Source organism: Burkholderia sp. F1, assembly GCF_050813845.1.
GTDB lineage: Bacteria > Pseudomonadota > Gammaproteobacteria > Burkholderiales > Burkholderiaceae > Burkholderia > Burkholderia ubonensis.
The window spans coordinates 689,106-714,347 of sequence record NZ_CP172423.1 but is presented as its reverse complement, the minus strand read 5'-3'; the positions used below and the strand labels follow the sequence as shown (position 1 = coordinate 714,347).

The following is a 25,242-nucleotide window of genomic DNA, read 5'->3' as shown; positions in this document are numbered from 1 at the left end:
CTCCGAGAATCAGGCGACACGACAGCGCGATCGATGACCGGACGCGCGTCGCCCACGCAAGGAGCTCAGATGACGAACCAGCAGATTCCCCTTTCCTCCGGATTCAATGCGGCCTCGACGGCGCGTGACGTGCTCGTCGGCGTCGACCTCGCTGGTACGACCGCGATCGTCACCGGCGGCCACTCGGGCCTGGGTCTCGAGACGACGCGCGCGCTGGCCGCGGCTGGCGCGCGGGTGGTCGTGGGCGCGCGACAGCCCGACGCTGCGCGCAATGCGACACGAGACATGGATGGCGTCGAGATCGCGGAGCTGGATCTCGCGGACCTCACGAGCGTGCGTGCGTTCGCCGCGCGTCTCGTCGACGCGCGGCGCGCCGTGCGCATCGTGGTCAACAGCGCGGGCGTGATGGCCTGTCCCGAGGCGCGAGTCGGACAGGGGTGGGAGGCGCAGTTCGCGATCAACCATCTCGGGCACTACGCACTCGTCAACTGGCTGTGGCCCGTGCTCGCGCATGGCGATGGCGCGCGCGTGGTAGCGGTGTCGTCGCTCGGCCACCGGCTGTCCCCGATCCGCTGGGACGACGTGCAGTTTGCAGGCGGCTACGACAAGTGGCTCGCGTACGGGCAGTCGAAAACCGCGAATGCACTGTTCGCCGTTCACCTCGACGCACTCGGCGCGCCTTGCGGCGTGCGTGCGTTCTCACTGCATCCGGGCAAGATCGCGACGCCGCTGCAGCGGCACCTGACGCGCGAGGAGATGATGGCGGCCGGCTGGATCGATCAACATGGCCGGCCCGTCGATCCGACCTTCAAGACGCCGGAGCAAGGCGCCGCGACCCAGGTGTGGGCGGCGACGTCGCCGCTTCTTGACGGACTCGGCGGCCTGTACTGCGAGGACTGCGACGCCGCGCCGGTCACGACGGGCGATGAGGAGGCCGGCGTGCGCCCGCACGCGATCGATCGGGAGCAAGCCGCGCGACTCTGGCAGTTGTCCGCGCGCCTGACGGGGGTCAACGCATTCGAGCGACATGACTGAAACGACCCGCTTGTCCGTTTCGATCATCTTTACGGCCGCGTCGATCATTTGCAAAGCGCGCCCGGCGGGCGATAGTCGGCGTTCGTGAGACGGTCCGCGCCCGAGCGGGACGGGGCGTCGACCGAGCGGCGCCAACATCGATCCGGGAGCGGGTCCCGCGATGCGCGAAGCCTGTGCGCCGGCCGCCCAAGGATACCTACATGATCAAGAGACACTGGACCGCGTCATACGGCGCGATCCCCGCCGAAATCGATCCCGATCGCCATCCCTCGATAAATGCGCTGCTGGACGACGCGATGCGCCGGTTCGCCGACAAGCCGGCGTTCCGCGCGTTCGGCCAGACGCTGACCTATGCGGACGTCGACCGCCTGTCGACCGCGCTGGCCGCCTATCTGCAGCAGGTCGTCGGGGTCCGCAAGGGCGATCGCGTGGCCGTGATGCTGCCCAACGTGCCGGCGTTTCCGGTCGTCTTCATCGCCGTCGCGAAGATCGGCGCCGTCCAGGTCAACGTCAATCCGCTCTACACCGCGCGCGAGCTCGAGCACCAGCTCAACGACGCGGGCGTCGAGACGGTCGTCGTGTGCGGCGGCTCGACGCGCACGTTCGCGGACGTGATCGCCAACACGCCGCGCATCCGGACCGTGCTTACCGTGGGCCGCGGCGATCTCGGCGTCGTCGACGTGCCCGACGCCGTGCGCGAAGCGCTGCCGCGCGACGCGATCGCGCTGACGGACGCGCTCGCCGCAGGCGAGCGGCTCGCCTGCGAGCCGGTCGCGCTCGGCGGCGACGACCTGCTGCTGCTCCAGTACACGGGCGGCACCACCGGGCTGTCGAAGGGCGCGGCGCTGTCGCATCGCAACCTGCTCGCGAACATCGCGCAGTTCGGCGTGTTCGTGTTCGATGCGCAGCGGCCGGGCGAGGAAGTCGTCGTCACCGCGATCCCGCTGTATCACATCTTCGCGCTGACGGTGAATTTCCTGTCCTATTTCGCGATCGGCGCGGAGAACTGGCTGATCGCCAATCCGCGGGACATCGACGCGTTCATCGACGTGCTGAAGGCCGCGCGGCCGACGGTGTTCGTCGGCGTGAACACGCTGTACGCGGGGCTCGCGAACCACCCGCGCCTGAAGGAGATCGACTGGTCGCGCCTGGTGCTGTCGGCGGGCGGCGGCACGGCGGTGATCGACGTGATCTCGGCGCGCTGGAAGGCCGTGACGGGCTGTTTCATCCGCGAAGGCTACGGGCTGTCGGAAACCTCGCCCGTGGTCACGTTCAATCCGCCGTCCATCGACGCGTTCACGGGCACCACGGGCCTGCCGCTGCCGTCCACCGACGTGAAGCTGCTCGACGACAACGACCGCGAGGCCGCCATCGGCGCGCCCGGCGAAGTCTGCGTGAAGGGGCCGCAGGTGATGCGCGGCTACTGGCAGCAGCCGGAAGCGAACGCGCGGGCGTTCACCGCGGACGGCTACTTCCGCACCGGCGACATCGGCGTGTTCGACGACAAGGGCTTCCTGAAGATCGTCGACCGCAAGAAGGACATGGTCATCGTGTCGGGCTTCAACGTCTACCCGAACGAGGTCGAAGCGGTGGCGACCGCGTTCCCGGGCGTGGCCGAGTGCGCGTGCATCGGCGTGCCGGACGCGAAGACGGGCGAGGCGGTCAGGCTGTTCGTCGTCGCGGCGGAGGACGCCGTCATCACCGAGGCGGACCTGATCGCGCATTGCCGCGCGAACCTCGCGGCGTACAAGGTGCCGAAGGTGATCCGTTTCATCGAACGGCTCCCGAAATCGACCGTCGGCAAGATCCTGCGGCGGGAACTCAGCCACGCCGATTGATGCGGGGGCGGCAGCGCGGCGCCGGGGCGTTTGCGGCGGCGGCGGGCGCCGTCCGCCGGCGCCGGGTCAAGTACAATGCCAGCGGTTCGTTGGACGCGTACGCCATGACCGGCCCAGATTCCAGTTCCTCCCAGCCTGACCGACCGTCGACGTCGCCGAGCGCGACGGTGCCGATTTCCCTCGTCAACGGTTTCCTCGCGAGTGCGGGCCTGCAGCCCGACGTGATCCAGCGCTATCTGCGCGGGGCCGGCATCCCGAGCGAGCTGCAGGGCGAACCGAATGCGCGCGTGACCGAGGAGCAGTTCTCGACGCTGTACCGGACGCTCGCGATCGACCTCGACGACGAAATGCCCGGCATCTTCTCGCGCCCGCTGCGCGGCGGCACGCTGAAGTACCTGTGCCTCAGCCTGCTCGATGCCCGCAACCTCGAAACCGCGCTGCATCGCTTCGGTCAGTTCTTCCACATCCTGCTCGACGACTTCTTCGTCGAATCGAAGCGCGATGGCCTGATCGGCCAGGTCGTGATCCGGCCGAATCCGGCCCTCGGCCCGCTTGGCCCGCTCGGCCACGAGCTGATGCTCAAGCTCGTGCACGGCGTGTGTTCCTGGCTGATCGGCCAGAAGATTCCGCTGCTGCAGGTCGAGTTCGCGTGTCCGCGGCCGCGCCATGCGGTCGATCACCTCTACTTCTTTTCGGGGCCGGTGCAGTTCGACTGCAGCCGCACGCTGATGCGCTTCAGCGCCGGCTACCTCGACGTGCCGATCCGGCAAAGCAAGCGCAACCTGCGGAAATTCCTCGCCCGCGCGCCCGGCGACTGGATTTTCGAATCGTTCAGCGAGCAGCTCGTCTGCCATCGCGTGCGGCAGTATCTGTCGGGCCGGCTGCCCGACCTGTCGACGATCGAGGAGGCCGCCGCGAGCCTGCACTGCTCGGTGCGCACGCTGAGCCGCCACCTGCTGGCCGAAGGCTCGACGTTCCAGGTGCTGAAGGACGAACTGCGGCGCGACATCGCGATCCAGCGGCTCACCGACACCCACGACACGATCGCGGCGATCGGCGCCGATCTCGGCTTCGACGATCCGAGCGCGTTTCATCGCGCGTTCCGGCACTGGACGGGCAGCACGCCCGGTACTTACCGGCGACGCACGTAGCGTCGCGGCGGCCTCTCGCCTTGCTCCCGATCGGGATGCAACGTGACCCCGATCGACGGGGACTTCGGATCGAGCACGAAAGCCGGCTTGCATCAGGAAAACAGCAGTGCCGCCGCGCGGTCCGATGCGGCCACGGCGTCGGTTGCCCACCCGCGCATCTGTTCGGCGTAACGGGCGACGGCATGCCGGACGCCGTGACCGTTTCCCGCGTGCTCGGCCAGGAGGGCGGCCAGCGCGCCGGCGCCCTTGAGCGCGGTGTTGGCGCCTGCGCCTCCCGCGGGGCTCATCGCATGGATCGCATCGCCGAGCAGCGTGACGGGCCCGGCAGGCAGCGGTAGGTCGGGTCGCCCGCGGCGAACGGGCAGCGCGGCGACGGCGGACGGCGGCGTGTCGCACAGCAGGCGCTGCAGGGCCGGGTGCCAGTGCCGCACGACTGGCTCGAGCGCGGCAGGCAAGCGGGGCGCGACTGCGGACGGGCTGTCCAGCCCGAAACGACTGCGCGGCCCGATCAGCGCCCAGTAGAAGTAGTCTTCCGGCGGCGAAAGCCGGCAGCGCGGCACGGTGCTCGCCGCGCGCGCGGGCAGGTCGGTCCGGAAGCGCATGTCCTCGAGGACCGCGCTGCAGCCGTCTGCAAACACCACGCTGGTGCCGCCGCGCAGCACGGCTTCGTCGCCTTGCGCGACGCCGGCGTGCGGCAGCCGGGTCTTGCCGTAGAGGCAGATGCTGCCGGTGTCGTCCGGTGCGGCGGCAGGGGCAAGCTGCGACCGGATTGCGGAGTTGACGCCGTCCGCTCCCACCAATACGTCGCAATGGACCCAATCGCCGTGTGCGAACAGCGCCTGCACGCGTCCGTCGGGCAGCATCCGGTAGTGGTCGATCGCGTGGGCGAAATGGACGTGGCGCTCGATGCCCGCCATCAGGATCTCGCGCATGGTCAGCCGGTTGATGCTCAGGTCGGCCAGGTCTTCCGGTTCCGGTGCTTGCGGATCCGGCTGCCAGCAGGCCGGCACGCGCCCGGCAGCGGGTGCGAGCCGGGGCGTCAGGAACCGCGTGCCGGCTGTGCGCTGCGAGGCCGACGCGCGGAGCAGCGCGTAGGACCCGGCGGGCAGGCTGGCGGCCAGCGCGCGCTGCCCCGTCGCGTCGATGCGGATGCGGAAACCCTGCTGGCGACTGTCGATCGCGGGATCGCGCTCGTACACGTCGAAGGCGATGCCGGCGCGTTTCAGCGCCTGGGCGAGGCACAGGCCGCCCAGGCCCGCGCCGACGATGGCGACATGGATTTTCTGCATGTGAACGTCTCCGAAAGTCGCGCCAAACGGCGCGGTCCGGCGCACATTGTTCCGTGATCGCGATCACGCACGATAACGGCATATGGCCATCGAATGCCGTAAACTGGCCAACATGAAAGAAGCCGTGGCGACCGAGACGACCTCCCCCGATTTCAGCGAGTGGCTGGACGGCCCCGCGCTGATCGCGCTGCGCGGCAACGACGATCCGGCGAGTGCCTATCGTCTTGGCACGCGCGAGTACGACTGGCACACGCATGCGCGCGGTCAGGTGCTCTGCGTGGAGGCGGGATTGATTCATGTGCATACGCCGCACGGCGCCTGGCTGCTGCCGCCTCGCCGCGCCGGCTGGGTGCCGCCGGGCGCGCCGCACCGGGTGCGGGTCAGCGGCGCGCCGAGCGGCTGGGTGCTGCTGGCCTCGCCGGCGTTCTGCGCGAGCCTGCCGGCCCGGCCGTGCGTGATCGGCGTCAGCGAGGTGCTGCGGGCGCTGGCATATCGCGCGATCGACTGGGACAAGCAGGCGGCGCTGGCACCCGAGCACGAGCGGATGGCTGCGGTGATCCGTGACGAGATCCGGCGCGCACCGCGCGAGGCGCTGCATGTGCCGATGCCGGGCGATCCGCGGCTTGCGCGCGTGGCGCGGGCCGTCCTCGACGAGCCCGGCAGCCCGCGCACGCTCGATGCGTGGGCGGCGTTCGGCACGATGTCGCCGCGGACACTGCGGCGGCTCATGGTGGCAGAGACAGGGCTGAGCTTCGCGCAGTGGCGCCAGCAGGCGCGGCTCGCTCACGGTCTCGACATGCTCGCGCGCGGCCGGCCGGTCGCCGAGGTGTCGGACGCGCTGGGCTATGCGTCGCCCAGCAACTTCATCGCGATGTTTCGCAAGGCCCTGGGCGATTCGCCGGCGCACTATTTTTCCCGCCGGCCCGACGGGCAGCCGGACTGAGCGCGTTGCATCGCGACCCGGCCGTTTGCCCGAGTGCGGTTGCCGCGTCGACGTTCGCGTTCGACCGGCTCCCGTGACGACGATGACGACGCCGGGCGGCAATGCATTCCGTGGCCGATTTTGTCAGTAGGTGGGCCGGATATGACAATGGGAATCCGGAAGCATGACGGTACGATCTGCCGGACATCGCCGTTCGCTGGCCGATTTTGCCGTATCGGACCGCATGGCGAACCCCTAATTCCCGCCTGATTGGAAGATCGACCATGAGCTATACCGCCCCCGTCAAGGACATGCTGTTCGTGCTGAAGGAACTGGCCGGCATCGACGCCGTCGCGCAGCTGCCGGGTTTCGAGGACGCGGGCTTCGACACCGCGCAGGCGGTGCTCGACGAATCCGCGAAGTTCTGCGGCGAAGTGCTGGCGCCGCTGAACGTCGACGGCGACCGCGATCCGAGCAGCTGGAAGGACGGCGTCGTGACCGCGACGCCGGGCTTCAAGGAGGCGTTCCGCCAGTTCGTCGAAGGCGGCTGGCAGGGGCTGCAGCATCCGGCCGAGTATGACGGCCAGGGGCTGCCGAAGCTGATCGCGACGCCGTGCATCGAGATGCTGAACGCGGCGAACCTGTCGTTCGCGCTGTGTCCGCTGTTGACCGACGGCGCGATCGAGGCGCTCCTGACGGCAGGCACCGACGAACAGAAGCAGCGCTACGTGCCGAAGCTGATCTCGGGCGAATGGACCGGCACGATGAACCTGACCGAGCCGCAGGCCGGCTCGGACCTCGCGCTGGTGCGCTCGCGCGCCGAGCCGCAGGGCGACGGGTCGTACAAGGTGTTCGGCACCAAGATCTTCATCACGTGGGGCGAGCACGACATGGCCGAGAACATCGTCCACCTCGTGCTGGCGCGCACGCCGAATGCGCCGGAAGGCGTGAAGGGGATTTCGCTGTTCATCGTGCCGAAGTTCCTCGTCAACGACGACGGCAGCCTCGGCGCGCGCAATGACGTGCACTGCGTGTCGATCGAGCACAAGCTCGGCATCAAGGCGAGCCCGACCGCGGTGCTGCAATACGGCGACCATGGCGGCGCGGTCGGCTACCTGATCGGCGAGGAGAATCGCGGCCTCGAATACATGTTCATCATGATGAACGCGGCGCGCTTCGGCGTCGGGATGCAGGGGATCGGCGTGGCCGATCGTGCGTACCAGAAGGCGGCGGCATTCGCGAAGGAGCGGGTGCAGAGCCGGCCGGTCGACGGCTCGGCGAAGCAGTCGGTGGCGATCATCCAGCACCCGGACGTGCGGCGGATGCTCGGCACGATGCGCGCGCTGACGGAAGGCGCGCGGGCGCTGGCCTATGTGGCGGCCGCGCACAGCGACATTGCGCACCGCCATTCGGACGAGGCGACGCGCGCGCGCCACCAGGCGATCTACGAGTACCTGGTGCCGGTCGTGAAGGGCTGGAGCACGGAGATGGTGAACGACGTCGCGAGCCTGGGCGTGCAGGTGCACGGCGGGATGGGCTTCATCGAGGAGACGGGGGCCGCGCAGTACTACCGCGACGCGCGGATCCTGGCGATCTACGAAGGGACGACGGCGATCCAGGCGAACGACCTGGTGGGCCGCAAGACGGTGCGCGACGGCGGCGCGGTGGCGAAGGCGCTGCTCGGCGAGATCGGTCGGACGGTCGACGCGCTGGGCAAGCTCGACGGCGCGGCGGCGGCGTCGATGAAGGCGCAGCTGGAGAAGGGCGCGCGGGCGCTGTCGGCGGTGGTCGATTATGTGGTGGCGAACACGAAGCAGGATCCGAACGCGGTGTTCGCGGGCAGCGTGCCGTACCTGAAGCTGGCGGGCGTGGTGCTGTGCGGGTGGCAGATGGCGCGCGCGCTGGTGGTGGCGCATGCGAACCGCGCGAGCGATCCGGCGTTCTTCGATGCGAAGATCGCGATCGCGCAGTTCTACGCGGAACACATTCTCGTGCAGGCGGGCGGGTTCGAGGCGTCGATCGTCGGCGCGAAGGGCGGCGAGGGTGTACTCGCGTTGACGGAAGACCAGTTCTGATCCGGAACTGCGGCAGGAGGAGACTCAGCTTTGACCAAAGATGAACTGATCGCGCAATACGGCCCGCGCGAATCGATGGAATACGACGTCGTGATCGTCGGCGGCGGCCCTGCCGGGCTGTCCGCGGCGATCCGGCTCAAGCAGCTCGCCGCTGAAAAAGGCGCCGAGATCGGCGTCTGCGTGCTCGAGAAGGGCTCGGAAATCGGCGCGCACATCCTGTCGGGCGCGGTGATGGACCCGCGCGCGATCAGCGAGCTGTTCCCCGACTGGAAGGAACAGGGCGCGCCGCTCACCGTCGAGGTGACCGAAGACCGCTTCCTGTTCCTGTCCGAGAAGAGCGCGATGCAGACGCCGAACTGGGCGCTGCCGGACAACTTCAAGAACCACGGCAACTACGTGATCTCGCTGGGCAACGTCACGCGCTGGCTCGGGGCACAGGCCGAGGCGCTGGGCGTCGAGATCTTCCCGGGCTTTCCGGCCGCCGAGATCCTGTACAACGACGACGGCTCCGTGAAGGGCGTCGCGACCGGCAACATGGGCATCGGCAAGGACGGCGAGCCGACCGAGAACTTCCAGCTCGGCATGGAGCTGCACGCGAAGTACACGCTGTTCGCGGAAGGCTGCCGCGGCCATCTCGGCCGCCAGCTGATCTCGAAGTTCAAGCTGGACGCGAACGCCGATCCGCAGGCGTACGGGATCGGCATCAAGGAACTGTGGGAAATCGATCCGGCCAAGCACAAGCCGGGCCTCGTGATCCACACCGCCGGCTGGCCGCTGAAGTCCGATACCTACGGCGGCTCGTTCCTGTACCACATGGACAACAACCAGGTCGTGGTCGGCTTCGTGGTCGGCCTCGGCTATACGAACCCGTACCTGTCGCCGTTCGAGGAATTCCAGCGCTACAAGACGCACCCGTCGATCCGCGCGTTCCTCGAAGGCGGCAAGCGCGTATCGTACGGCGCGCGCGCGATCACCGCGGGCGGGCTGCTGTCGCTGCCGAAGACGGTGTTCCCGGGCGGCGCGCTGATCGGCGACGACGCGGGCTTCCTGAACGCGTCGCGGATCAAGGGCAGCCACGCGGCGATCAAGACCGGCATGCTGGCGGCCGACGCGGCGTTCGACGCGGTGCAGGCCGGCCGTCAGAGCGACGAGCTCAACGCGTATCCGGATGCGTTCAAGCAATCGTGGCTGTACACGGAGCTGTACCGCGCGCGCAACTTCAAGCAGTGGATGGCGAAGGGGCTGTACCTCGGCACGCTGATGGTCGGCCTTGAGCAGAAGGTGATGGGCGGCAACGTGCCGTGGACGCTGCATCACAAGCACGCGGACCACGAGATGCTGAAGCCGGCGTCGCAGTGCGAGCCGATCGAGTATCCGAAGCCGGACGGCAAGCTGACGTTCGACCGGCTGTCGTCGGTGTTCATCTCGAACACGAACCACGAGGAAAACCAGCCGGCGCACCTGACGCTGAAGGATGCGAACGTGCCGGTGGACGTGAACCTGCGCACGTACGCGGGGCCGGAAGGCCGGTTCTGCCCGGCGGCGGTGTATGAATTCGTGAAGAACGACGACGGCAGCGACCGGCTGGTGATCAACGCGCAGAACTGCGTGCACTGCAAGACCTGCGACATCAAGGACCCGACGCAGAACATCGTGTGGGTCACGCCGGAAGGCGGCGGCGGACCGAACTATCCGAACATGTAATGCGTGACCGCGCATGCGTGCGCGAACGAACTGGAGAGAGATGATGAGCCAAGCAGCAAAGGAAGTGGTGGTGGTGAGCGGCGTTCGCACCGCGATCGGCGATTTCGGCGGCAGCCTGAAGGACTTCGCGCCGACGGAACTCGGCGCGAAGGTCGTGCGCGAAGTGCTGTCGCGCGCGAACGTGCCCGGCGACGCGGTCGGCCATGTCGTGTTCGGCCATGTCGTGAACACGGAACCGCGAGACATGTATATCGCCCGCGTCGCGGCGATCGAAGGCGGCGTCGCGCAGCACACGCCCGCGCTGACCGTGAACCGGCTGTGCGGCTCGGGCCTGCAGGCGATCGTGTCGGCCGCGCAGACGATCCTGCTCGGCGATGCCGACGTCGCGATCGGCGGCGGCGCGGAGAGCATGAGCCGCGCGCCGTACACCGTGCCGGCCGCGCGCTTCGGGCAGCGGATGGGCGACGGCAAGCTCGTCGACATGATGCTCGGCGCGCTGCACGACCCGTTCCAGACGATCCACATGGGGGTGACGGCGGAAAACGTCGCGCGCAAGTACGGCATCACGCGCGACGACCAGGACGCGCTCGCGCTCGAATCCCATCGCCGCGCGGCGCGCGCGATCGCGGAAGGGCGCTTCAAGGACCAGATCCTGCCGATCGCGATTCGCACGCGCAAGGGCGAAGTGCAGTTCGATACCGACGAGCATGTGCGCAACGACGCGAGCACCGACGATTTCACGAAGCTCAAGCCGGTGTTCCAGAAGGAGAACGGCACGGTGACGGCCGGCAACGCATCGGGCATCAACGATGCGGCGGCGGCCGTGCTGATGATGAGCGCGGATGCGGCGCGCGCGCAGGGCGTGAAGCCGCTCGCGCGGCTCGTGTCGTACGCGCATGCGGGCGTCGATCCGGCCTACATGGGCATCGGCCCCGTGCCGGCGACGCAGAAGGCGCTCGAGCGCGCGGGGCTGACGATCGCCGATCTCGACGTGATCGAGGCGAACGAAGCATTCGCCGCGCAAGCCTGCGCGGTGACGAAGGAGCTGGGTCTCGATCCGGCGAAGGTCAACCCGAACGGCTCGGGCATCTCGCTCGGCCATCCGATCGGCGCGACCGGCGCATTGATCACGGTCAAGGCACTGTACGAACTGAAGCGCATCGGCGGCCGCTACGCGCTCGTCACGATGTGCATCGGCGGCGGGCAGGGGATTGCGGCGATCTTCGAAAACCTCCAGTAATCGAACGCTCAACACCCGACCACAGGAATCGTCATGGCAATCGAAACCGTAGGCGTCATCGGCGCCGGCACCATGGGCAACGGCATCGCGCAAACCGCGGCCGTTGCGGGACTCAACGTCGTGATGATCGACGTCAACGACGCGGCGCTCGCGAAGGGCGTCGCCACGCTGAAGGGCAGCCTCGACCGGCTCGTATCGAAGGACAAGCTCGACGCCGCGACGCGCGACGCCGCACTCGCGCGCATCGAGACGTCGACTGACTACCAGCGCCTCGCTGCGGCCGACATCGTGATCGAGGCGGCCACCGAGAACGTCGAGCTGAAGGCGCGTATCCTGAAGCAGATCGAAGCGGTGGTGCGTGCGGACGCGATCGTCGCGACCAACACGTCGTCGATCTCGATCACCGCGCTCGCCGCGCCGCTGGCCGACCCGTCGCGCTTCGTCGGCATGCACTTCTTCAATCCGGTGCCGCTGATGCCGCTCGTCGAGATCATCCGCGGGCTGCAGACGAGCGACGCGACCGCGGCCGCGGTGCGCGCGCTGACGGAGCGCTTCGACAAGTCGCCGATCGGCGTGCGCAACTCGCCGGGCTTCGTCGTCAACCGCATCCTGGTGCCGATGATCAACGAGGCGTTCTTCGTGCTCGCCGAAGGGATCGCGTCGGCCGAGGAGATCGACCAGGGGATGAAGCTGGGCGCGAACCATCCGATCGGGCCGCTCGCGCTCGCGGATCTGGTCGGCCTCGACGTGTGCCTCGCGGTGATGGACGTGTTCCTGAAGGACTTCGGGGATCCGAAGTATCGTGCGTGCCCGCTGCTGCGCGAGATGGTGACGGCCGGTCGCCTCGGGCGGAAGACGGGGCACGGGGTGTACGACTACAGCGCGTGATGCTGCCGCATCGTCGCGACGGGCCGGGGGGGCCGGTCGTCGCGGCGATGCATGCTTTCCGGATTTGCCGGTATCGGCGCAAATACCCCCTACGCCGCAAGCACCGCCAGATCCACCGGCAACGTCCGCTTGAACATCGCCAGCCGCTGCCTTGCCGCCTTTGGCGGCAACCCGATCGCGTAGCGGACCGCCGCCGCGATCAGCACCATCGTCAGTTCCGAGAACGCGGACAACTGCGCATCGCGTGCCTCCGGCGCGATCTCCCGCAGCCGCTCCGTCAGCAACCCCGCCAGAAACGCGCCGTCCGCCTCGTCGAGCGCCTGCAGCGCCCGGTCGGCCTGCGTCGCGCGCCAGATGTCGCGCATCAGCGGCTCGTCGACGAACATCCGGTAATAGCTGTCCGTGATGCGGCTCAGCGTGCCATGCAGGTCCTCGACTCTCTTCATCCGCGACAGATCGCGCCGCACGCATTCGTGCCCGAGCGCGTTGTAGCGCTCCGCCAGCGTGCCGATGACGGCCGTCTTGTCCGGAAAGTACTGGTAGAGCGAGCCGAACGCGATGCCGGTCCGCTCGACGATGTCGCTCATCCGGAACGCGTCGCAGCCCTTCTCGACCATCACCTCGGCCGCGCACGCGAGAATGCGCTCGAAACGCTCGCGGCTGCGCTGCTGGGTCGGAACGAGCCGCGCCCGGCCCGGAGCGCTCGCGACGTCGTCGCTGCCGGTCTGCTCCGATTTTCGCGTTGCCATGCCCCCTCCGGAAAAACTTGATCTTTCAAATACGAGAGTCTATCGTGTTTTAAAAACGCGAGACATGCTCGCTTTCCAGAAGGAGACGCTCATGGCAACGCTTCCTGTCCTCATCGTCGGCGGTTCAGGCAAAACGGGCGCACGCGTCGATGCGCGCCTTCGCAAGCTCGGCATCGCGACCCGGCCGGTGTCGCGCTCGACCGGCATCGCGTTCGACCGGGCGCGTCCCGGCACGTGGCGCGCGGCCGCCGCGACCGGCGTGTGGAGCGCCTGAACCATGCGCGCGCTCGTCACGCTGGTCCTGCTGTGGTTTTCCGCGATCGGCTGCGGCTTGATGGCCGGGGTTTATTTCGCGTTCTCGACGTTTGTGATGACGTCGCTCGGCCGCGTCGCGCCGGCGGCCGGCGTCGCCGCGATGAACGCGATCAACGTCGACATCGTCAGGTCGCTGTTCATGCCGGTCTTTCTCGGCACGACGCTGGCGTCGCTGGCGCTGGCGATCCTCGCGCTGCTTCATCGCGGCGAACCCGGCGCGATATGGATCGTCGCGGGTGGCGCGAGCTACGTGCTCGGCATGTTCGTCGTCACGATGGTCTTCAACGTGCCGCTCAACGACGCGCTCGCCGTGACCGATCCGTCCGGCGCGGAAGGGGCCGCGTTCTGGACGCGCTACCTGCGCGACTGGACGCTCTGGAATCATGCGCGCACGGTGGCATCCGCGGCGGCGTGCGGCTTGTTCATCGCCGCGCTCGCGGCGAGATAGCGCCGCCGCGCGACCGTGCCGCGCGGACTACGTGTAGAACGCCGACGGCGACACGCCGAAATGGCGCTTGAACATCGCGGAGAACGCGCTCTGGCTGCTGTAGCCGTGGTCCATCGCGACGGTCAGCACCTTCTCGCCGTGCGCGAGCCGCTTGAGCGCGAGCAGCAGCCGCGCCTGCTCGCGCCAGCGGCGGAAGTTGAGCCCCGTCTCGCGCAGGAACCCGCGATGCAGCGTCCTGACCGACAGGCCGAGGATGTCCGCCCAGTCGGCGATCGTGCGCAGGTCGTCGGGGGCGGCGACGAGCGCGTCGCAGATCGTCCGCAGCCGCGTGTCGTGCGGCCACGGCAGGTAGAGCGGCAGCAGCGGCGCCGCGGTCACTTCGGCGAGCAGCAGGCGCATCAGGTGATCGTGGCGGGAGCCCGGCGCGTAGGCAAGCGGCACGTCGACGGCCGCGAGGATCAGTTCGCGCAGCAGCGGATGCACTTCGACGACGCAGCTCCGCCCGGGCAGATGCTCGATCGCGCCCGGCTCGACGAACACGGTTCGCATCTGCACGTCGCCGCTCATCTGCACCGTATGGTCGAGCCCCGCCTCGAGCCAGACGCCGCGCGTCGGCGGTACGACCCACGACGCGCCGTCGGACTGGACGTGCATCACGCCCTCGATCGCATACAGCAGCTGCGCGCGGCGATGGCGATGCGGGGCGATGCAGGTGCCGTGCGGGAACGTCGCCGCCATCGCCGACACGGGCATCGGCGTCGACTCGTAAGGCAGGTGGGCATCCGGGCTCGTGGATGCGAGTGTCCGATTGGCGACAAGTCGTGGCATGTTGGCGCGAGACAGGCAGTTGGGCGGGCAGGCACGATGACGCTTCGATTCGCATCAGGTGCCAACAACGATATTAATCGCTCATACGCCATGAACAAGACCCGCGCGCTTTTCCCTTTTTTCGCGATCGCACTCTGGGCCGGCAACGTCATCGTGTCGAAGCTGTCCGCGTCGACGATCGATCCTGCGGCGATCACGTTCTATCGGCTGCTGCTGGCCGTCGCGCTGATGAGCGTTTTCACGCTGCGTCCGGCGTGGCGCAATCGCGCCGTGCTCGCCGCGCACCTGCCGAAGCTGGCCGTGCTCGGCCTGCTCGCGATGGCGCTGTTCCAGTGCCTGTCCTACGAGGCGGCGAAGACCGCGACCGCGACGAACATGGCGATCATCACGGCGCTCGTGCCGCTGATGACGATGGCGCTCGGTTCGCTGCTGCTCGGCGATCCGCCGGGCGCCGGCATGGTCGGCGGCGGGATGCTGTCGCTCGCCGGCGTCGTCTGCCTGATCACGCAGGGCCACCCGATGGCCGCCGCTGCGCGGGGCGTGCATGCGGGCGACCTGCTGATGCTCGCCGCGTCGGCCGCCTATGCGTTGTACGGCGTGCTGCTCAAGCGCTGGCACATCGGCAGGCTGCCGGTCTGGCAAGCCACGTACGTGCAGGCCGTCGCCGCGCTGGCCTTCATGACGCCGATGCTGCTGCGGCTGCCGGCGCAGGCCGCATGGCCGACGCGGGCGAGCGTGCCGCTGATCCTGTACGCGGGCGCGCTGGCGTCGGTGGTGCTGCCGTATCTGTGGATGCAAGGCGTGAAGCACCTCGGCCCGAGCCGTTGCGCGATGTTCATGAACCTGCTGCCGGTGATGACGGCCGGCATCGCGATCGGCGCGCTCGGCGAGTCGCTGCAGCCTTACCACCTGTTCGGCGGTGGCGTCGCGCTCGCCGGCGTGATGGTCGCGCAACGGTTCCCGCTTTCGGCGCGCCAACCGCAAGGCGCGCGGCAATGAACGTCGGCCCGCGCACGATGGACCCGGTCCCGCTGTCGGAAGGCGTCCTGCTGACGCTCGCGCACAAGCTCGAGCGGATCGCGAACGCGCTCGAGGCGATGACGCGCACCGAGCGTCCGATGGAGGTCGATTTCGACGCGTCTGTCGCGTTCCGCTGGCGCGGCTTCGACAATCCGCGGCGCGCGGCGCCCCTTGAACCCATCCCGTCGCCGGCGCTGATCGCATTCGATGCGCTGCGCAACGTCGAGCGGCAGGCGGCCGTCGTCGAACGAAACACCCGGCAGTTCGTGCGGGGCCGCACGGCGAATCACGTGTTGTTGACGGGTGCGCGCGGCACCGGCAAGTCGTCGATCGTGAAGGCTTGCCTGCATGCGTTCGCGAAGGACGGGCTGCGCGTGATCGAGGTCGGCAAGGACGGGCTGAAGGATCTGCCGGCGATCGTCGAGCTGGTCCGTGCGCGGCCCGAGCGCTACGTCGTGTTTTGCGACGACCTGTCGTTCGAGGCCGGCGAGACCGGATACAAGGCACTGAAGACCGTGCTCGACGGGTCGGTGGCGACGGACCTGTCGAACGTGCTCGTGTACGCCACCTCGAACCGCCGGCATCTGCTGCCCGAGCACGCGAGCGACAACGCGGACGTGTCGCGCGCGGAGAACGGCGAGCTGCATCCTGGCGATGCGGTCGAGGAACGGATCTCGCTGTCCGAGCGCTTCGGCATCCGGGTGACGTTCTACGGCTTCACGCAGGAACAATACCTGGCCGTTGTCGAAAGCCGCCTGGCCGCCGCCGGCTTCGATGCGGGGCAGATTCGCGCGGCGCGCGAGCCCGCGTTGCAGTGGGCGTTCGAACGCGGCGCGCGGTCGGGCCGGATCGCGGCGCAGTTCGTGCTCGATCATGCGGGCCGGCTCGATGTGGCCGAGGCGGACGGATGCGTCCGCGCGCGGCATGCGGGGTGAACCGCTCGCTGTCTCGTTCATTTGACGTCGCGTGCTGTTCGGATTCCGATGATATCAACGCGAGATTCACAGCCTTATTGGTCACAAAATTCCGCCGCAGGTCATGGTCATAGCGGGCGATTGCCTGTTACCGCCGAACGAACTTATGTTATTCACCTCCCTCGTCGGGAAGTTTTTTTGCTTCATCAACAATGGCATCAATATTTGCGGAAAGAAAACTGCAAAACCTTTCCAGCCAGGCATCGCATGCTGTGCGAGAGGAAGGCCAATCCGCAAATTTTTCCATTAACTTTGGACCTTCCAAAATAACGCGTCCGGAATTCTCGCACGCATCAGAATCAATATTTATGCGGCCGTCGGAAATGTCAACGGAAACAGTAATTGCTATTTCGTCTCCATTTTTATGCTTTAGTATGCTCAAATATGCAAATAGAATGAAATTTTCCGTCCCATACGCCCCCACAAGGATTGTCATCCCATCCGTGCGGCAAATGATATCCTCCTTCAATTTCTCTAGGGCTTCGATTATGGGATTTAATAGAAATCCAACATCCTTGCTTACATTTCGTATTGCCGTCATTTTTTCATAACTCCCACAACAGCATTTTCGAGTTCTTTTGTCAGCGGATGATCCCCTCCTTCTGCTCTGCTTTGAATCCAGCCAGCCATCTGCGAGGGATCTTTGGGTTTGATGGAAATGTGTCCTGTTTTCTTGTTGTCGCAAATGGCGCACAATTTGTTTAATTTGGATGAGTCAATGGCGACATTCTTGCCCGGAACGGGATTAATGTTGGCAGATAATCCCGTCGCGTCCTGCGTACGGGGAGTCAAATTCACTGGAGTTCGACTACCCCCGCGATATATTACTCCGAGGTTTTCGCCTTCCAGCCCAAGCGGATCAATCCATGTGATGGGATTTCTGCCATAAGCATAGACGTTGATGCCACCCGCCAGCCCGATCGGGTCCTGCGATATGAACCGCCCCGACGTCGGATCATAGTACCGATACCGGTTGTAGTGCAGCCCCGTCTCGTCATCATGGTACTGCCCCTGGAACCGGATCGGGTTCCCCGCTTCATTGCGTTCCGGCTGCGCCTGCCAGATGGTCTTCGCCGCCCCCCACGCGCGAGACCGGCCGAGCCACACCACCTTCCCCGACTCGTCCAGCAGTTCCTGCGGCGTCCCGAGATGATCGTTCTGGTAAAACAGCGTCGCATGCCGCGTCTTCGCCGGCACCTGCACGAACCGGCCATCCGTCCCCGTCGCGATGAACGCCGCTTCCACCAGCGTCTCGTCCAGCCGCGCCAGCGGCACGAACGTGCCGGGTTCATGCAGATAGATCGACGCCCCTTGCCACTGATGCCGCTCGCTGAGCGTATGCATCCGCTGCGCCACCGGCAGCGCGTACGCATCGTCCGGATCCTCGCGCGCGATCTGGACCGGGCGGAAGGTCAACGGCTCACGTTCGCCCGGCTGCCGCGGCGGCAGGTGGAAGCGCTCTTCCATCAGCAGCACGTCGCCGTCCCACGTGAACACCGTCCGGTCGATGCGGCCGTCCGGCCGGCCCACCTCCTTCAGCGTGCGCCGCCCGAACGCGTCGTATTCGAAGCTCACCTGCAATGCCGGCCGCACCGTGCCCGGGATGAACGCGGTGCCGTCCTGCGTCCGCTCGATCCGGTCGATCTCGTTCGCCGCCGGCGGTTTCGCGTAGCGATCGGCCCGCTTCAGCCGGTTCGCCGCATCGTATGCGTACAGCCACGTCACGCCGCCCGGCTCGGTTTTGCGGATCAGGTTGCCGTGCGCGTCATGGTCGTAGCGGATACGGTTCAGCGCCTTCAGCACGTTGCCCATGCATTTCGGCAGCGCGCGCTCCCACTCGATCAGCCTCCAGTATTCCGCCGCCTCCTGTTTGCGTCGCTCGAAGTGGGCCCGTGGTTCGTCCTGGCCCGGGTGCGCGCGCCGCCATTCCACATCTCGCGCGGCGGCCCGGCCATGCCGCGCCGTCATCTCGTCCAACGTTTCCTCGGTCGGGCGCGGCGGAAGCTGCTCCGGATCAATCGGATTGCCGGCCGGATCGAACGCAAAGACTTCCTTCAGGTCTGGCGTCACCGCCTTCAGCAGCCGTCCCACCGGATCGTACGTGTAGTCCGTCGCCCCGCGCGTGCGATCCTCGATGCGCGTCAGCTGGCCCGCCGCGTCGTACCGGTACTGTCGCGCGGCGATCCAGTCCGTCGGCAGCGTGTGTGCATCGCGACGCACGATCACCCGCTGCAGCCGCCCCGCCGGGTCGTATTCACGTCTCTGCTCGAAACTGCGGTGACGGCGGGCGATCTCGCGATGCAACTTGTCGCGCTCGAAGTCGACCAGCGGCTGGCCGTCCAGCAGCACGCCGTGCACATGGCCCGAGCCGTAGCGCAGCCAGTCGATCGTGCGCGTATTCGGCAACTGCGTCCGGATCCGGTTGCCGAGCGCGTCGTATTCGTGCCGCGTCACCGCCGTGTAGGCGACACCCGTGTCCGGGCAGTGGGTCTGCTCTTCGGCAATCAGGTTGTCGGCATCGTCGTAATGCAGCCGGACCTTGCTGCCGTGGCTTTGCGCGGTCGTCAGCCGGCCGCGCGCGTCGTAATAGAAGTGCTCGGCAACCCGGCCGCGGCCATCCGGACCTTCGATCTCGCGCCGCGTGAGCCGCCTGAGCGGGTCGTGCGTGTAGACCGTTTTGACGTCGCCTTGCTGTGAGCCGGCCAGCCGGCCCGCCTCGTCCCACCGGTAGCGGGTCGTGCTGCCGTCGAAATCCGTCTGTTCGATCAGCTGCCCCAGCGCGTCGTAGCGGAACCGGGTCTGCTCCTGGTTCTCGTTGGTCAGTGCGGTCAGCCGCCACTGCCGGTCGTACGCATACGTCAGTTGTCGGCCTGCGGCATCCTTGCGCCAGGTCGGCCGCCGGCGCGCGTTGAATGCATACTCCGTCACCTGGCCCGCGCCGTCCCGGTAGGTGCGCAGGTTGCCTTCGCCGTCCCACGTGAAGCGCTCCTTGACGTCGTCCGGATACGTGACGCTGACGACCTGCCCCCGCGCGTCGCAGCGGTAGCGCGTCGCGTGGCCCTCGGCATCGGTGACGCGCGACAGGTGGCCGCGCTCGTCATAGCCGTAGCGCGTCGCGTGGCCGGAACAGTCGGTCGACTCGACGAGCCGCCCCGCGTTGTCGTGGCGGAAGCGCTTCACGCCGCCTGTCGGGTCGGTCAGCGACAGCAGGCGGCCGTTGCCGCTCCATGCGTAGCGCGTGGTCCGCCCGGCGGCGTCGGTTGCCGATACCGGCCGGCCGAGCGAATCGTATTCGGTCTGCGTGAGACGGCCATCCGGCGCCGTGACCGTGATCGGCAAGCCGTCCGCGTTGTATTCGGTGCGTGTCGTGTTGCCGAGCGCATCCGTTTCGGCGGTGAGGCGCCCCTGCGCGTCGTAGTCGAAGCGCTGCGTGTGGCCCAGTGCGTTTTTGGTGCCGACGAGGCGGTGGTGTGCGTCCCACTCGAATGCGTCCGTGGTTCCATCCGCATATTCGACCAGCACGATCCGGTTGTGATAGTCGTAGCGATGGAGCGTCGCGTGGCCGTCCGCATCGGTGACTTTCGTGTACCAGTGCTCGCGGTGGTACTCGAAATGCATCTCGTCCTGAATGTGCTGCCCGTCCTCACCGAGCCAGGTGCGCACGCACTTCGCATCGGCCGGCGCGGGCTCGCCTGCGCGCTTGCCCGGCCAGTCCCATTCCAGATTCGCGGCGTTGCCGTTGAAGTCCGAGTAGCGCGTGAGCAGGTGCTGCTGGTACGCGTACGTGCGCCGGAATCCCAGCATGTCGACGTGGCTGGCCAGGTCGCCTGCCGCGTCGTAGGAGTAGCGGGCGAGCGCTTCCCGGGCGAGACCCGCCACGCTGGTGCGGTAGATCCCCGACACCCGTCCGTTGACGTATTCGAGGCGGATCGTGTTCTCTGCACCGTCGCTGAGCGTGGCGAGTTCGCCGGCTTCGTTGTACGAGAAGGCCAGGCCAAGACCGTCGCGGCCCTGGCGGGTGACGAGGCGATAGCACACATGCATCACCGTGCCATGCCGTTCGTAATCCTCTCGACTGCCGTCGGGATAGGTCAGTTGAATGCGCCGATTATCCGGGCGCGTGATGACGAACTGCTCGGCCGGCACCTCGACCGATTCGCCGATCCCCACCGGCGGCAACGGCACCGCGCGGTTGTCGGGATCGAAGAACGTCAGGAGGCCGTCCCGTTCTTCCAGCGACAGGTGATACGGGCTGCTCCAGCGTGCGCCGAGCGGACTCGCGTCATACGCCGCGAGGCTCGACCGGTAGCGCCGTGTCCACACGATCGGCACGATCCCGTCGAGCATGAAGTCCGTCTGCTCGAGGTTCTCGTCGCCCATTGCGTAGTTGACCGGCTTCGCGCTCGCGGTGGGCGGGCACCCGCAGCCGTCCTTCGCCGGTAGCGGGCTCGGCTCCGCACCCTTCTGCGTCGAATCGCGATGCTCGCCGCGCTTCTTGTGCGGCGCCAGCATCGTGCCCGGTGCGGCCTGCGCGACATGCGACGGCACCTTGCGCGCGCGCCGCGCCTTGATCTCCGCGGTGATCTGCGCGGCCATGAACAGCAGGCTGCCGGCCTGCGCCACGTCGCCGAACGCCGCGTCGAGCATCGGCCCCGTGTTGCGGTCGAATTCGTCGAGCCACGCGACGATCGCGTCGCGCTGGCCGGACAGCTCGAGCAACTGATCGATGCCGTGCAGCGCGATTGCTTCGGTCGACGGCACCCAGGACAGGAATCCGCTGTTTTTTTGGATGCGCCCCATCTGCTCCGCAGCCGAGACCGGATTGATCACGAAGCGCCGCACCGTCCGCGACGCCTCGCGCACGCCCTTGACGATGTCGTCCTTACATTGCTTCAGGTGCGCATCCAGATCGGCCATGAACGCGATCACGTCGCCGCCGGCCGTTGCCCAGAACAGATCGACCAGCACCGCCGCGCCCGCGCCCTTCGCGAACGCGAGCAGCACCTCCTTGACGACCACGCGGGCCGGCCGGGTCGCATTGCCCGCCGCGGGCACGACCCCGATCGCGTCGATCGCGAGGATGCTCCAGCTGAGGACCTTCTTCGCGCCGCCCGGCTCGCTGCAGATCCGGTAGATGTCGACGCCGACGTCGTAGAGCGACATCGCATTGCCGACGACCGGAAGCATGTACAGGCACTGGATGAAAATCTCGAGGCCGTGGTTCGTGACCGATTCGGCGCGGGCTGCGACCACCTTCGGCGATGTCGCGGGAGCGGGAACCGGGCTGACGATCACGCGCCGGGCTTCGGCGTTCTGCTGGATGGCTTGGGGAATCGGGCGCTGCGGGGTGGGAAGGGTCTCGGTGCAGGCCATGAGTTTGTTCTTTGTCTGGAGGAATCGGATGCGGGTGCCAAAGCCAGGGGCAATTCGACGCAATGGTCTTGGTCAGGCTTGGGGGGAGGGGGGATACGCGCGCCACCATTCGAACAAGAACTGGGCGAAGCGCAACGGACGTCGCCTCCAATCGCCATGTCCGATTCCGGCACGCACGCTGACTGATAGATGCGCATCGCTTGTATGAATGGCGCGGCAAACGGCTCGACGACCACCCGACACGATTCGAAATCGCGCGCCTTGCGTATCTGACCGAAGCCGTTCGTCGTAGGCGAACGAGATGATCGACAAATCTTGCGTCTGAGGCGCCCGCTGGCACCGCAAGGAAATGTGACTGGCGATCAGATAACCACTGCAAGAGCGCGCCATGTGCACCTCGTTCTCGTGCCATCCCGTTCTCTCAGTTACATTTTTGTTCGCGAAAGCTGAAGAGATAACGGATGGCTGAAGGCACGTCCAGCAGATGGAAACGGTTAGCAACAATGTTCGTGAGCGAACATCCTTGGCGTCACAGAAGATTTGCGGACGCTTGTTTCGGAAGAGGTGCTTTTGTCATTGGCGTACTTAAACGCGCACAAACGGACCGCTACCGGATAGATATTGTGAAAGCGGGGAAACACTTGCCGTGCCGCTGCGCGCTTCGTCAAGCGCGCAGCGAACGCATCGGCATTTCCGGGCATCGGCGCCCGGCGTATCAATAGGCGCCGTCGCTCGCGCTTGCGTCGGTCACGATCGTGATGCCCGAGCTCGTGCCCAGCCGCGTTGCGCCGGCGTCGATCATCGCGACGGCGGCCGCGCGGTCGCGCACGCCGCCCGACGCCTTCACGCCGATCTCCGGCCCGACCGCGCGGCGCATCAGCGCGACGTCCGCGAGCGTCGCGCCGCCATGACCGAAACCGGTCGACGTCTTCACGAACGCGACGCGCAGCTCGCGGCAGATCTCGCAGACGCGCACCTTCTCGTCGTCGGTCAGCAGCCCGGTCTCGAGGATCACCTTGAGCGGCACCGGGCCGCACGCGGCCTGCACGGCGGCGATGTCCGCCGTCACGTCGGCGAGGCGGCCGCTCTTCAGCGCGCCGAGATTGATCACCATGTCGATTTCGCCGGCGCCGGCCGCGATCGCGGCCGACGCTTCGAACGCCTTCGCGGCGGAGAGGCCCGCGCCGAGCGGGAAGCCGACGACCGCGCACACGTTGACGTCCGTGCCGTCGAGCTCGCGGGCCGCGAGCGGCACGTTCGCCGAATTGACGCAGACCGAGTAGAAGCGGTGTTCGGCCGCCTGGCGGCACAGTTCGCGAATCTGCGCATCGCTGGCGTCGGCCGCGAGCAGCGTGTGATCGATGGTTTGGGCGAGTTGGGCGTTGGAAAGCGGCATGTTTCAGACTCCACTGAGCCGTGCGGCGGGACCGCCGCACGAAAAGTTGATGTTTTCACATCGGTTTGTTACAAATACGACATTTCGGCCGGGCGCTGGCGTCCGGCCCGACGAGCGGCTGGCAAGCAGGGCACGAGCATGGAAACGAAGAAGGGCGAACGGATCAAGACGCTGATGAATGTGCTGCAGGGGCAGAACGCGATCCATCTGCGCGAAGTCGCCGAGCTGTTCGGCGTGTCCGAAATGACGATCCGCCGCGATCTCGCCGACAACCCGCACGGCGTCAGCCTGATCGGCGGCTACGTGACGCGCCATTTCGCCGCGCAGCGCAGCGACATCGGCGAATACCTGATCAGCGCCGAGAACAACCGCCAGACCGAGGAAAAGCGCCGGATCGGCAAGCTCGCCGCGCAGTTCGTGAAGACCGGCGACACGATCTTCGTCGATTGCGGCTCGACCACGCCGTTCGTCGTCGACTTCATTCCGGACGACCTCGAATTCACCGCCGTCTGCAATTCGCTGAACGTGTTCGCGAAGCTGCAGCAGAAGCCGCACTGCAGCGTGATCCTGTGCGGCGGCACGTATCACCGCAAGAACATGGTGTTCGAGTCGGTCGCCGAATCCGGCATTCTCGACACGATCCGCGTGTCGAAGGCCTTCATCTCGGCGGCGGGCGTCAGCGACCGCTGCGGCGTCACCTGCTTCAACTTCCACGAAGTCGATGCAAAGAAGAAGGTGATGCAGCACGCGCAGAACCGCTTCCTGCTCGTCGACCACACGAAGTTCGACGAAGTGCGCGCCGCGTACTTCGCCGAGCTGACCGACTTCAACTACGTGATCTCCGACGGGCAGTTGAGCCGCCGCTACGAAACGGCGATCCGCGAGCACGGCATCGCGCTCGTGACCTGACGCACGGCTTGCGACGTCACGCATGCGGCGCGGCCGTCCGGATGCGCGCTTCTTCGGCGCTCAGGTAGCCCGTGAGGACTTCGAACCGGCGCGTTTCGGCCGGCGCGAGCTGCGCGACATGGCCCTTGCGGCGCTCCGCTTCGTAGCCTTCCGGCTCGCAGGTCGACGGCAGTGCGAATGCGGCGACCTGCTGGTCCGCGTTGTGCAGGACCCAGCGCGTCACATGCGGAAACTGCTCGGGGCGATACGCGGTGTGGAACGCGCCGCCGTCCGGATGCGCGAGCAGGAAATGCGCGACGCCGTTCTCGTCGGTTTCCGCGCCGTTCATGAAGAAGACGATCTCGGGGTCGTACAGCACGGGCGCATCGAGCGTGCCGAGCCGTTCGGGTTCGCGCGCGAGCGCCGCCGTGTAGTCGCGCCAGGCGGCGGTCGGCTTCACGTGCGCGGGGACGCTTGCGCGCAGGCGCAGGCCGCCGCGCGGCAGCGCCTGCACGAAGCGCGCGCCCGGCACATATGCGTAGTTCAGGTGCGCCATGTACATCAGGTCCATCGGCGCGCCGCCGAGGTTCGTGACCGCCATGCGGACCGTCATCTGCGCATCGCGTTCCGCGAGCCGCACCGACGGCCGCGCGACATAGTGGCTGCCGAACCCCTGCACGTATTCGTATTCGCCGGTCACTTCGACAAAGGCGCCGTTCGCATCGGCGCCGACCACCAGGCTGGCGCGATCCATCGGCGCGCAGGGCATCTCGCCGTGCAGCGCGTGGGTGTCGTCCGGGCCGGGGCAGCCGTTGCGCAGCAGGCCGCTGTGGAACATGAAGCAGCCATACGTATCGATGATCGACGCCGCGCGCTTCGGCTGCCGGAACATGTGCTTCATCGTCAGGTCGCGGCCGTCGAACGCGGCGGCCCAGATCATCTGGCCGAGATACGGCAGCACGACGAGATGGCCGCGGCGGTTCTCGATCTTCAGCGCCTCGACGCCGGACGGATACGTGTACGCCGTTACCGTGAGCCCGTCGGTCCGGTACAGCACGCGCGGCGCTTCGCGGAAGTCGTCGCGCCGCAGTTCGATTTCGCCTTGCATG

20 protein-coding genes are annotated in these 25,242 nt (G+C 67.2%); 13 read left to right on the top strand and 7 right to left on the bottom strand.

Features of this window, described 5'->3' with window-relative positions:
- Window positions 1-69: 69 nt before the first annotated feature.
- The 3 genes from ACFIMZ_RS37420 to ACFIMZ_RS37410 all read left to right on the top strand — a co-directional run bounded on the left by ACFIMZ_RS37420 (window position 70) and on the right by ACFIMZ_RS37410 (window position 4,024).
- Window positions 70-1,035 (top strand): SDR family NAD(P)-dependent oxidoreductase, encoded by a 966-nt coding sequence (locus tag ACFIMZ_RS37420; protein WP_431825713.1) that lies wholly within the window; start codon window positions 70-72, stop codon window positions 1,033-1,035.
- 200 nt (window positions 1,036-1,235) lie between these two features.
- Complete coding sequence (locus tag ACFIMZ_RS37415) at window positions 1,236-2,873, top strand: AMP-binding protein (RefSeq protein ID WP_431825712.1); 1,638 nt, start codon at window positions 1,236-1,238, stop codon at window positions 2,871-2,873.
- Window positions 2,873-4,024, top strand: a complete 1,152-nt coding sequence (locus tag ACFIMZ_RS37410) for an AraC family transcriptional regulator (protein WP_431825711.1) — start codon at window positions 2,873-2,875, stop codon at window positions 4,022-4,024. Before ACFIMZ_RS37415 ends, ACFIMZ_RS37410 begins: the two co-directional genes overlap by 1 nt.
- Before the next feature lie 92 nt (window positions 4,025-4,116).
- Here the strand turns inward: ACFIMZ_RS37410 and ACFIMZ_RS37405 are convergent, their stop codons facing one another.
- A complete protein-coding gene (locus tag ACFIMZ_RS37405) occupies window positions 4,117-5,313 on the bottom strand; it encodes an FAD-dependent oxidoreductase (protein ID WP_431825710.1) in 1,197 nt (398 codons plus the stop codon).
- A gap of 112 nt (window positions 5,314-5,425) precedes the next feature.
- Between ACFIMZ_RS37405 and ACFIMZ_RS37400 the strand changes: the two genes are divergently transcribed.
- The 5 genes from ACFIMZ_RS37400 to ACFIMZ_RS37380 all read left to right on the top strand — a co-directional run bounded on the left by ACFIMZ_RS37400 (window position 5,426) and on the right by ACFIMZ_RS37380 (window position 12,142).
- Window positions 5,426-6,256: an AraC family transcriptional regulator gene (locus ACFIMZ_RS37400; protein WP_431825709.1), complete on the top strand. Its 831-nt coding sequence runs from the start codon at window positions 5,426-5,428 to the stop codon at window positions 6,254-6,256.
- Between the two features lie 263 nt (window positions 6,257-6,519).
- Window positions 6,520-8,310 (top strand): acyl-CoA dehydrogenase, encoded by a 1,791-nt coding sequence (locus ACFIMZ_RS37395; protein WP_431825708.1) that lies wholly within the window; start codon window positions 6,520-6,522, stop codon window positions 8,308-8,310.
- A 30-nt stretch (window positions 8,311-8,340) separates the two neighbouring features.
- A complete protein-coding gene (locus tag ACFIMZ_RS37390; protein ID WP_431825707.1) occupies window positions 8,341-10,014 on the top strand; it encodes an electron transfer flavoprotein-ubiquinone oxidoreductase in 1,674 nt (557 codons plus the stop codon).
- 43 nt (window positions 10,015-10,057) lie between these two features.
- Window positions 10,058-11,254 (top strand): beta-ketothiolase BktB, encoded by a 1,197-nt coding sequence (bktB, locus tag ACFIMZ_RS37385; protein WP_431825706.1) that lies wholly within the window; start codon window positions 10,058-10,060, stop codon window positions 11,252-11,254.
- 33 nt (window positions 11,255-11,287) lie between these two features.
- Window positions 11,288-12,142: a 3-hydroxybutyryl-CoA dehydrogenase gene (locus ACFIMZ_RS37380; protein ID WP_431825705.1), complete on the top strand. Its 855-nt coding sequence runs from the start codon at window positions 11,288-11,290 to the stop codon at window positions 12,140-12,142.
- A gap of 89 nt (window positions 12,143-12,231) precedes the next feature.
- On the opposite strand, the gene ACFIMZ_RS37375 is transcribed toward ACFIMZ_RS37380, so the two are convergent.
- A complete protein-coding gene (locus ACFIMZ_RS37375) occupies window positions 12,232-12,891 on the bottom strand; it encodes a TetR family transcriptional regulator (RefSeq protein WP_431825704.1) in 660 nt (219 codons plus the stop codon).
- Between the two features lie 91 nt (window positions 12,892-12,982).
- Here ACFIMZ_RS37375 and ACFIMZ_RS37370 point away from each other — a divergent pair, with 91 nt between their 5' ends.
- Together ACFIMZ_RS37370 and ACFIMZ_RS37365 are read left to right on the top strand one after the other, a co-directional pair.
- A complete protein-coding gene (locus tag ACFIMZ_RS37370; RefSeq protein ID WP_431825703.1) occupies window positions 12,983-13,165 on the top strand; it encodes a hypothetical protein in 183 nt (60 codons plus the stop codon).
- Between the two features lie 3 nt (window positions 13,166-13,168).
- Window positions 13,169-13,654 carry a DUF1772 domain-containing protein gene (locus ACFIMZ_RS37365; RefSeq protein WP_431825702.1) on the top strand — a complete coding sequence of 162 codons (486 nt, stop codon included), beginning with the start codon at window positions 13,169-13,171 and terminating at the stop codon, window positions 13,652-13,654.
- A gap of 27 nt (window positions 13,655-13,681) precedes the next feature.
- Here the strand turns inward: ACFIMZ_RS37365 and ACFIMZ_RS37360 are convergent, their stop codons facing one another.
- Window positions 13,682-14,482, bottom strand: coding sequence for an AraC family transcriptional regulator (locus tag ACFIMZ_RS37360; protein ID WP_431825701.1), 801 nt, complete (start codon window positions 14,480-14,482; stop codon window positions 13,682-13,684).
- Window positions 14,483-14,572: 90 nt separating this feature from the next.
- Here ACFIMZ_RS37360 and ACFIMZ_RS37355 point away from each other — a divergent pair, with 90 nt between their 5' ends.
- Together ACFIMZ_RS37355 and ACFIMZ_RS37350 are read left to right on the top strand one after the other, a co-directional pair.
- Window positions 14,573-15,481 carry a DMT family transporter gene (locus tag ACFIMZ_RS37355; RefSeq protein ID WP_431825700.1) on the top strand — a complete coding sequence of 303 codons (909 nt, stop codon included), beginning with the start codon at window positions 14,573-14,575 and terminating at the stop codon, window positions 15,479-15,481.
- Between the two features lie 17 nt (window positions 15,482-15,498).
- Window positions 15,499-16,437, top strand: a complete 939-nt coding sequence (locus ACFIMZ_RS37350) for an ATP-binding protein (RefSeq protein WP_431826053.1) — start codon at window positions 15,499-15,501, stop codon at window positions 16,435-16,437.
- A 148-nt stretch (window positions 16,438-16,585) separates the two neighbouring features.
- On the opposite strand, the gene ACFIMZ_RS37345 is transcribed toward ACFIMZ_RS37350, so the two are convergent.
- The 3 genes from ACFIMZ_RS37345 to deoC form a co-directional block, all read right to left on the bottom strand.
- Window positions 16,586-17,017 (bottom strand): hypothetical protein, encoded by a 432-nt coding sequence (locus tag ACFIMZ_RS37345; protein ID WP_431825699.1) that lies wholly within the window; start codon window positions 17,015-17,017, stop codon window positions 16,586-16,588.
- Window positions 17,014-21,849 carry an RHS repeat-associated core domain-containing protein gene (locus ACFIMZ_RS37340; RefSeq protein WP_431825698.1) on the bottom strand — a complete coding sequence of 1,612 codons (4,836 nt, stop codon included), beginning with the start codon at window positions 21,847-21,849 and terminating at the stop codon, window positions 17,014-17,016. Before ACFIMZ_RS37340 ends, ACFIMZ_RS37345 begins: the two co-directional genes overlap by 4 nt.
- Window positions 21,850-22,564: 715 nt before the next feature.
- Window positions 22,565-23,245, bottom strand: coding sequence for a deoxyribose-phosphate aldolase (gene deoC / locus ACFIMZ_RS37335; RefSeq protein ID WP_431825697.1), 681 nt, complete (start codon window positions 23,243-23,245; stop codon window positions 22,565-22,567).
- 138 nt (window positions 23,246-23,383) lie between these two features.
- On the opposite strand from deoC, the gene deoR reads away from it, so the two are divergent.
- Window positions 23,384-24,154 (top strand): DNA-binding transcriptional repressor DeoR, encoded by a 771-nt coding sequence (deoR, locus tag ACFIMZ_RS37330; protein WP_059610072.1) that lies wholly within the window; start codon window positions 23,384-23,386, stop codon window positions 24,152-24,154.
- A 16-nt stretch (window positions 24,155-24,170) separates the two neighbouring features.
- On the opposite strand, the gene ACFIMZ_RS37325 is transcribed toward deoR, so the two are convergent.
- The gene (locus ACFIMZ_RS37325) at window positions 24,171-25,241 is read right to left on the bottom strand and encodes an aldose 1-epimerase family protein (RefSeq protein WP_431825696.1); all 1,071 of its coding nucleotides are present in this window, start codon (window positions 25,239-25,241) and stop codon (window positions 24,171-24,173) included.
- Window position 25,242 lies beyond the last annotated feature (1 nt).

Excerpts from the sequence above, each read along its gene's own strand:
- ACFIMZ_RS37325 (WP_431825696.1), bottom strand. The coding sequence starts at position 25,241 with ATGCAAGGCGAAATCGAACTGCGGCGCGACGACTTCCGCGAAGCGCCG.
- ACFIMZ_RS37370 (WP_431825703.1), top strand. The coding sequence starts at position 12,983 with ATGGCAACGCTTCCTGTCCTCATCGTCGGCGGTTCAGGCAAAACGGGC.
- deoC (WP_431825697.1), bottom strand. The coding sequence starts at position 23,245 with ATGCCGCTTTCCAACGCCCAACTCGCCCAAACCATCGATCACACGCTG.
- ACFIMZ_RS37415 (WP_431825712.1), top strand. The coding sequence starts at position 1,236 with ATGATCAAGAGACACTGGACCGCGTCATACGGCGCGATCCCCGCCGAA.
- ACFIMZ_RS37400 (WP_431825709.1), top strand. The coding sequence starts at position 5,426 with ATGAAAGAAGCCGTGGCGACCGAGACGACCTCCCCCGATTTCAGCGAG.
- ACFIMZ_RS37375 (WP_431825704.1), bottom strand. The coding sequence starts at position 12,891 with ATGGCAACGCGAAAATCGGAGCAGACCGGCAGCGACGACGTCGCGAGC.
- bktB (WP_431825706.1), top strand. The coding sequence starts at position 10,058 with ATGAGCCAAGCAGCAAAGGAAGTGGTGGTGGTGAGCGGCGTTCGCACC.
- ACFIMZ_RS37405 (WP_431825710.1), bottom strand. The coding sequence starts at position 5,313 with ATGCAGAAAATCCATGTCGCCATCGTCGGCGCGGGCCTGGGCGGCCTG.
- ACFIMZ_RS37345 (WP_431825699.1), bottom strand. The coding sequence starts at position 17,017 with ATGACGGCAATACGAAATGTAAGCAAGGATGTTGGATTTCTATTAAAT.
- ACFIMZ_RS37360 (WP_431825701.1), bottom strand. The coding sequence starts at position 14,482 with ATGCCACGACTTGTCGCCAATCGGACACTCGCATCCACGAGCCCGGAT.
- ACFIMZ_RS37365 (WP_431825702.1), top strand. The coding sequence starts at position 13,169 with ATGCGCGCGCTCGTCACGCTGGTCCTGCTGTGGTTTTCCGCGATCGGC.
- ACFIMZ_RS37420 (WP_431825713.1), top strand. The coding sequence starts at position 70 with ATGACGAACCAGCAGATTCCCCTTTCCTCCGGATTCAATGCGGCCTCG.
- ACFIMZ_RS37350 (WP_431826053.1), top strand. The coding sequence starts at position 15,499 with ATGGACCCGGTCCCGCTGTCGGAAGGCGTCCTGCTGACGCTCGCGCAC.
- ACFIMZ_RS37340 (WP_431825698.1), bottom strand. The coding sequence starts at position 21,849 with ATGGCCTGCACCGAGACCCTTCCCACCCCGCAGCGCCCGATTCCCCAA.
- ACFIMZ_RS37410 (WP_431825711.1), top strand. The coding sequence starts at position 2,873 with ATGCGGGGGCGGCAGCGCGGCGCCGGGGCGTTTGCGGCGGCGGCGGGC.
- deoR (WP_059610072.1), top strand. The coding sequence starts at position 23,384 with ATGGAAACGAAGAAGGGCGAACGGATCAAGACGCTGATGAATGTGCTG.
- ACFIMZ_RS37395 (WP_431825708.1), top strand. The coding sequence starts at position 6,520 with ATGAGCTATACCGCCCCCGTCAAGGACATGCTGTTCGTGCTGAAGGAA.
- ACFIMZ_RS37380 (WP_431825705.1), top strand. The coding sequence starts at position 11,288 with ATGGCAATCGAAACCGTAGGCGTCATCGGCGCCGGCACCATGGGCAAC.
- ACFIMZ_RS37355 (WP_431825700.1), top strand. The coding sequence starts at position 14,573 with ATGAACAAGACCCGCGCGCTTTTCCCTTTTTTCGCGATCGCACTCTGG.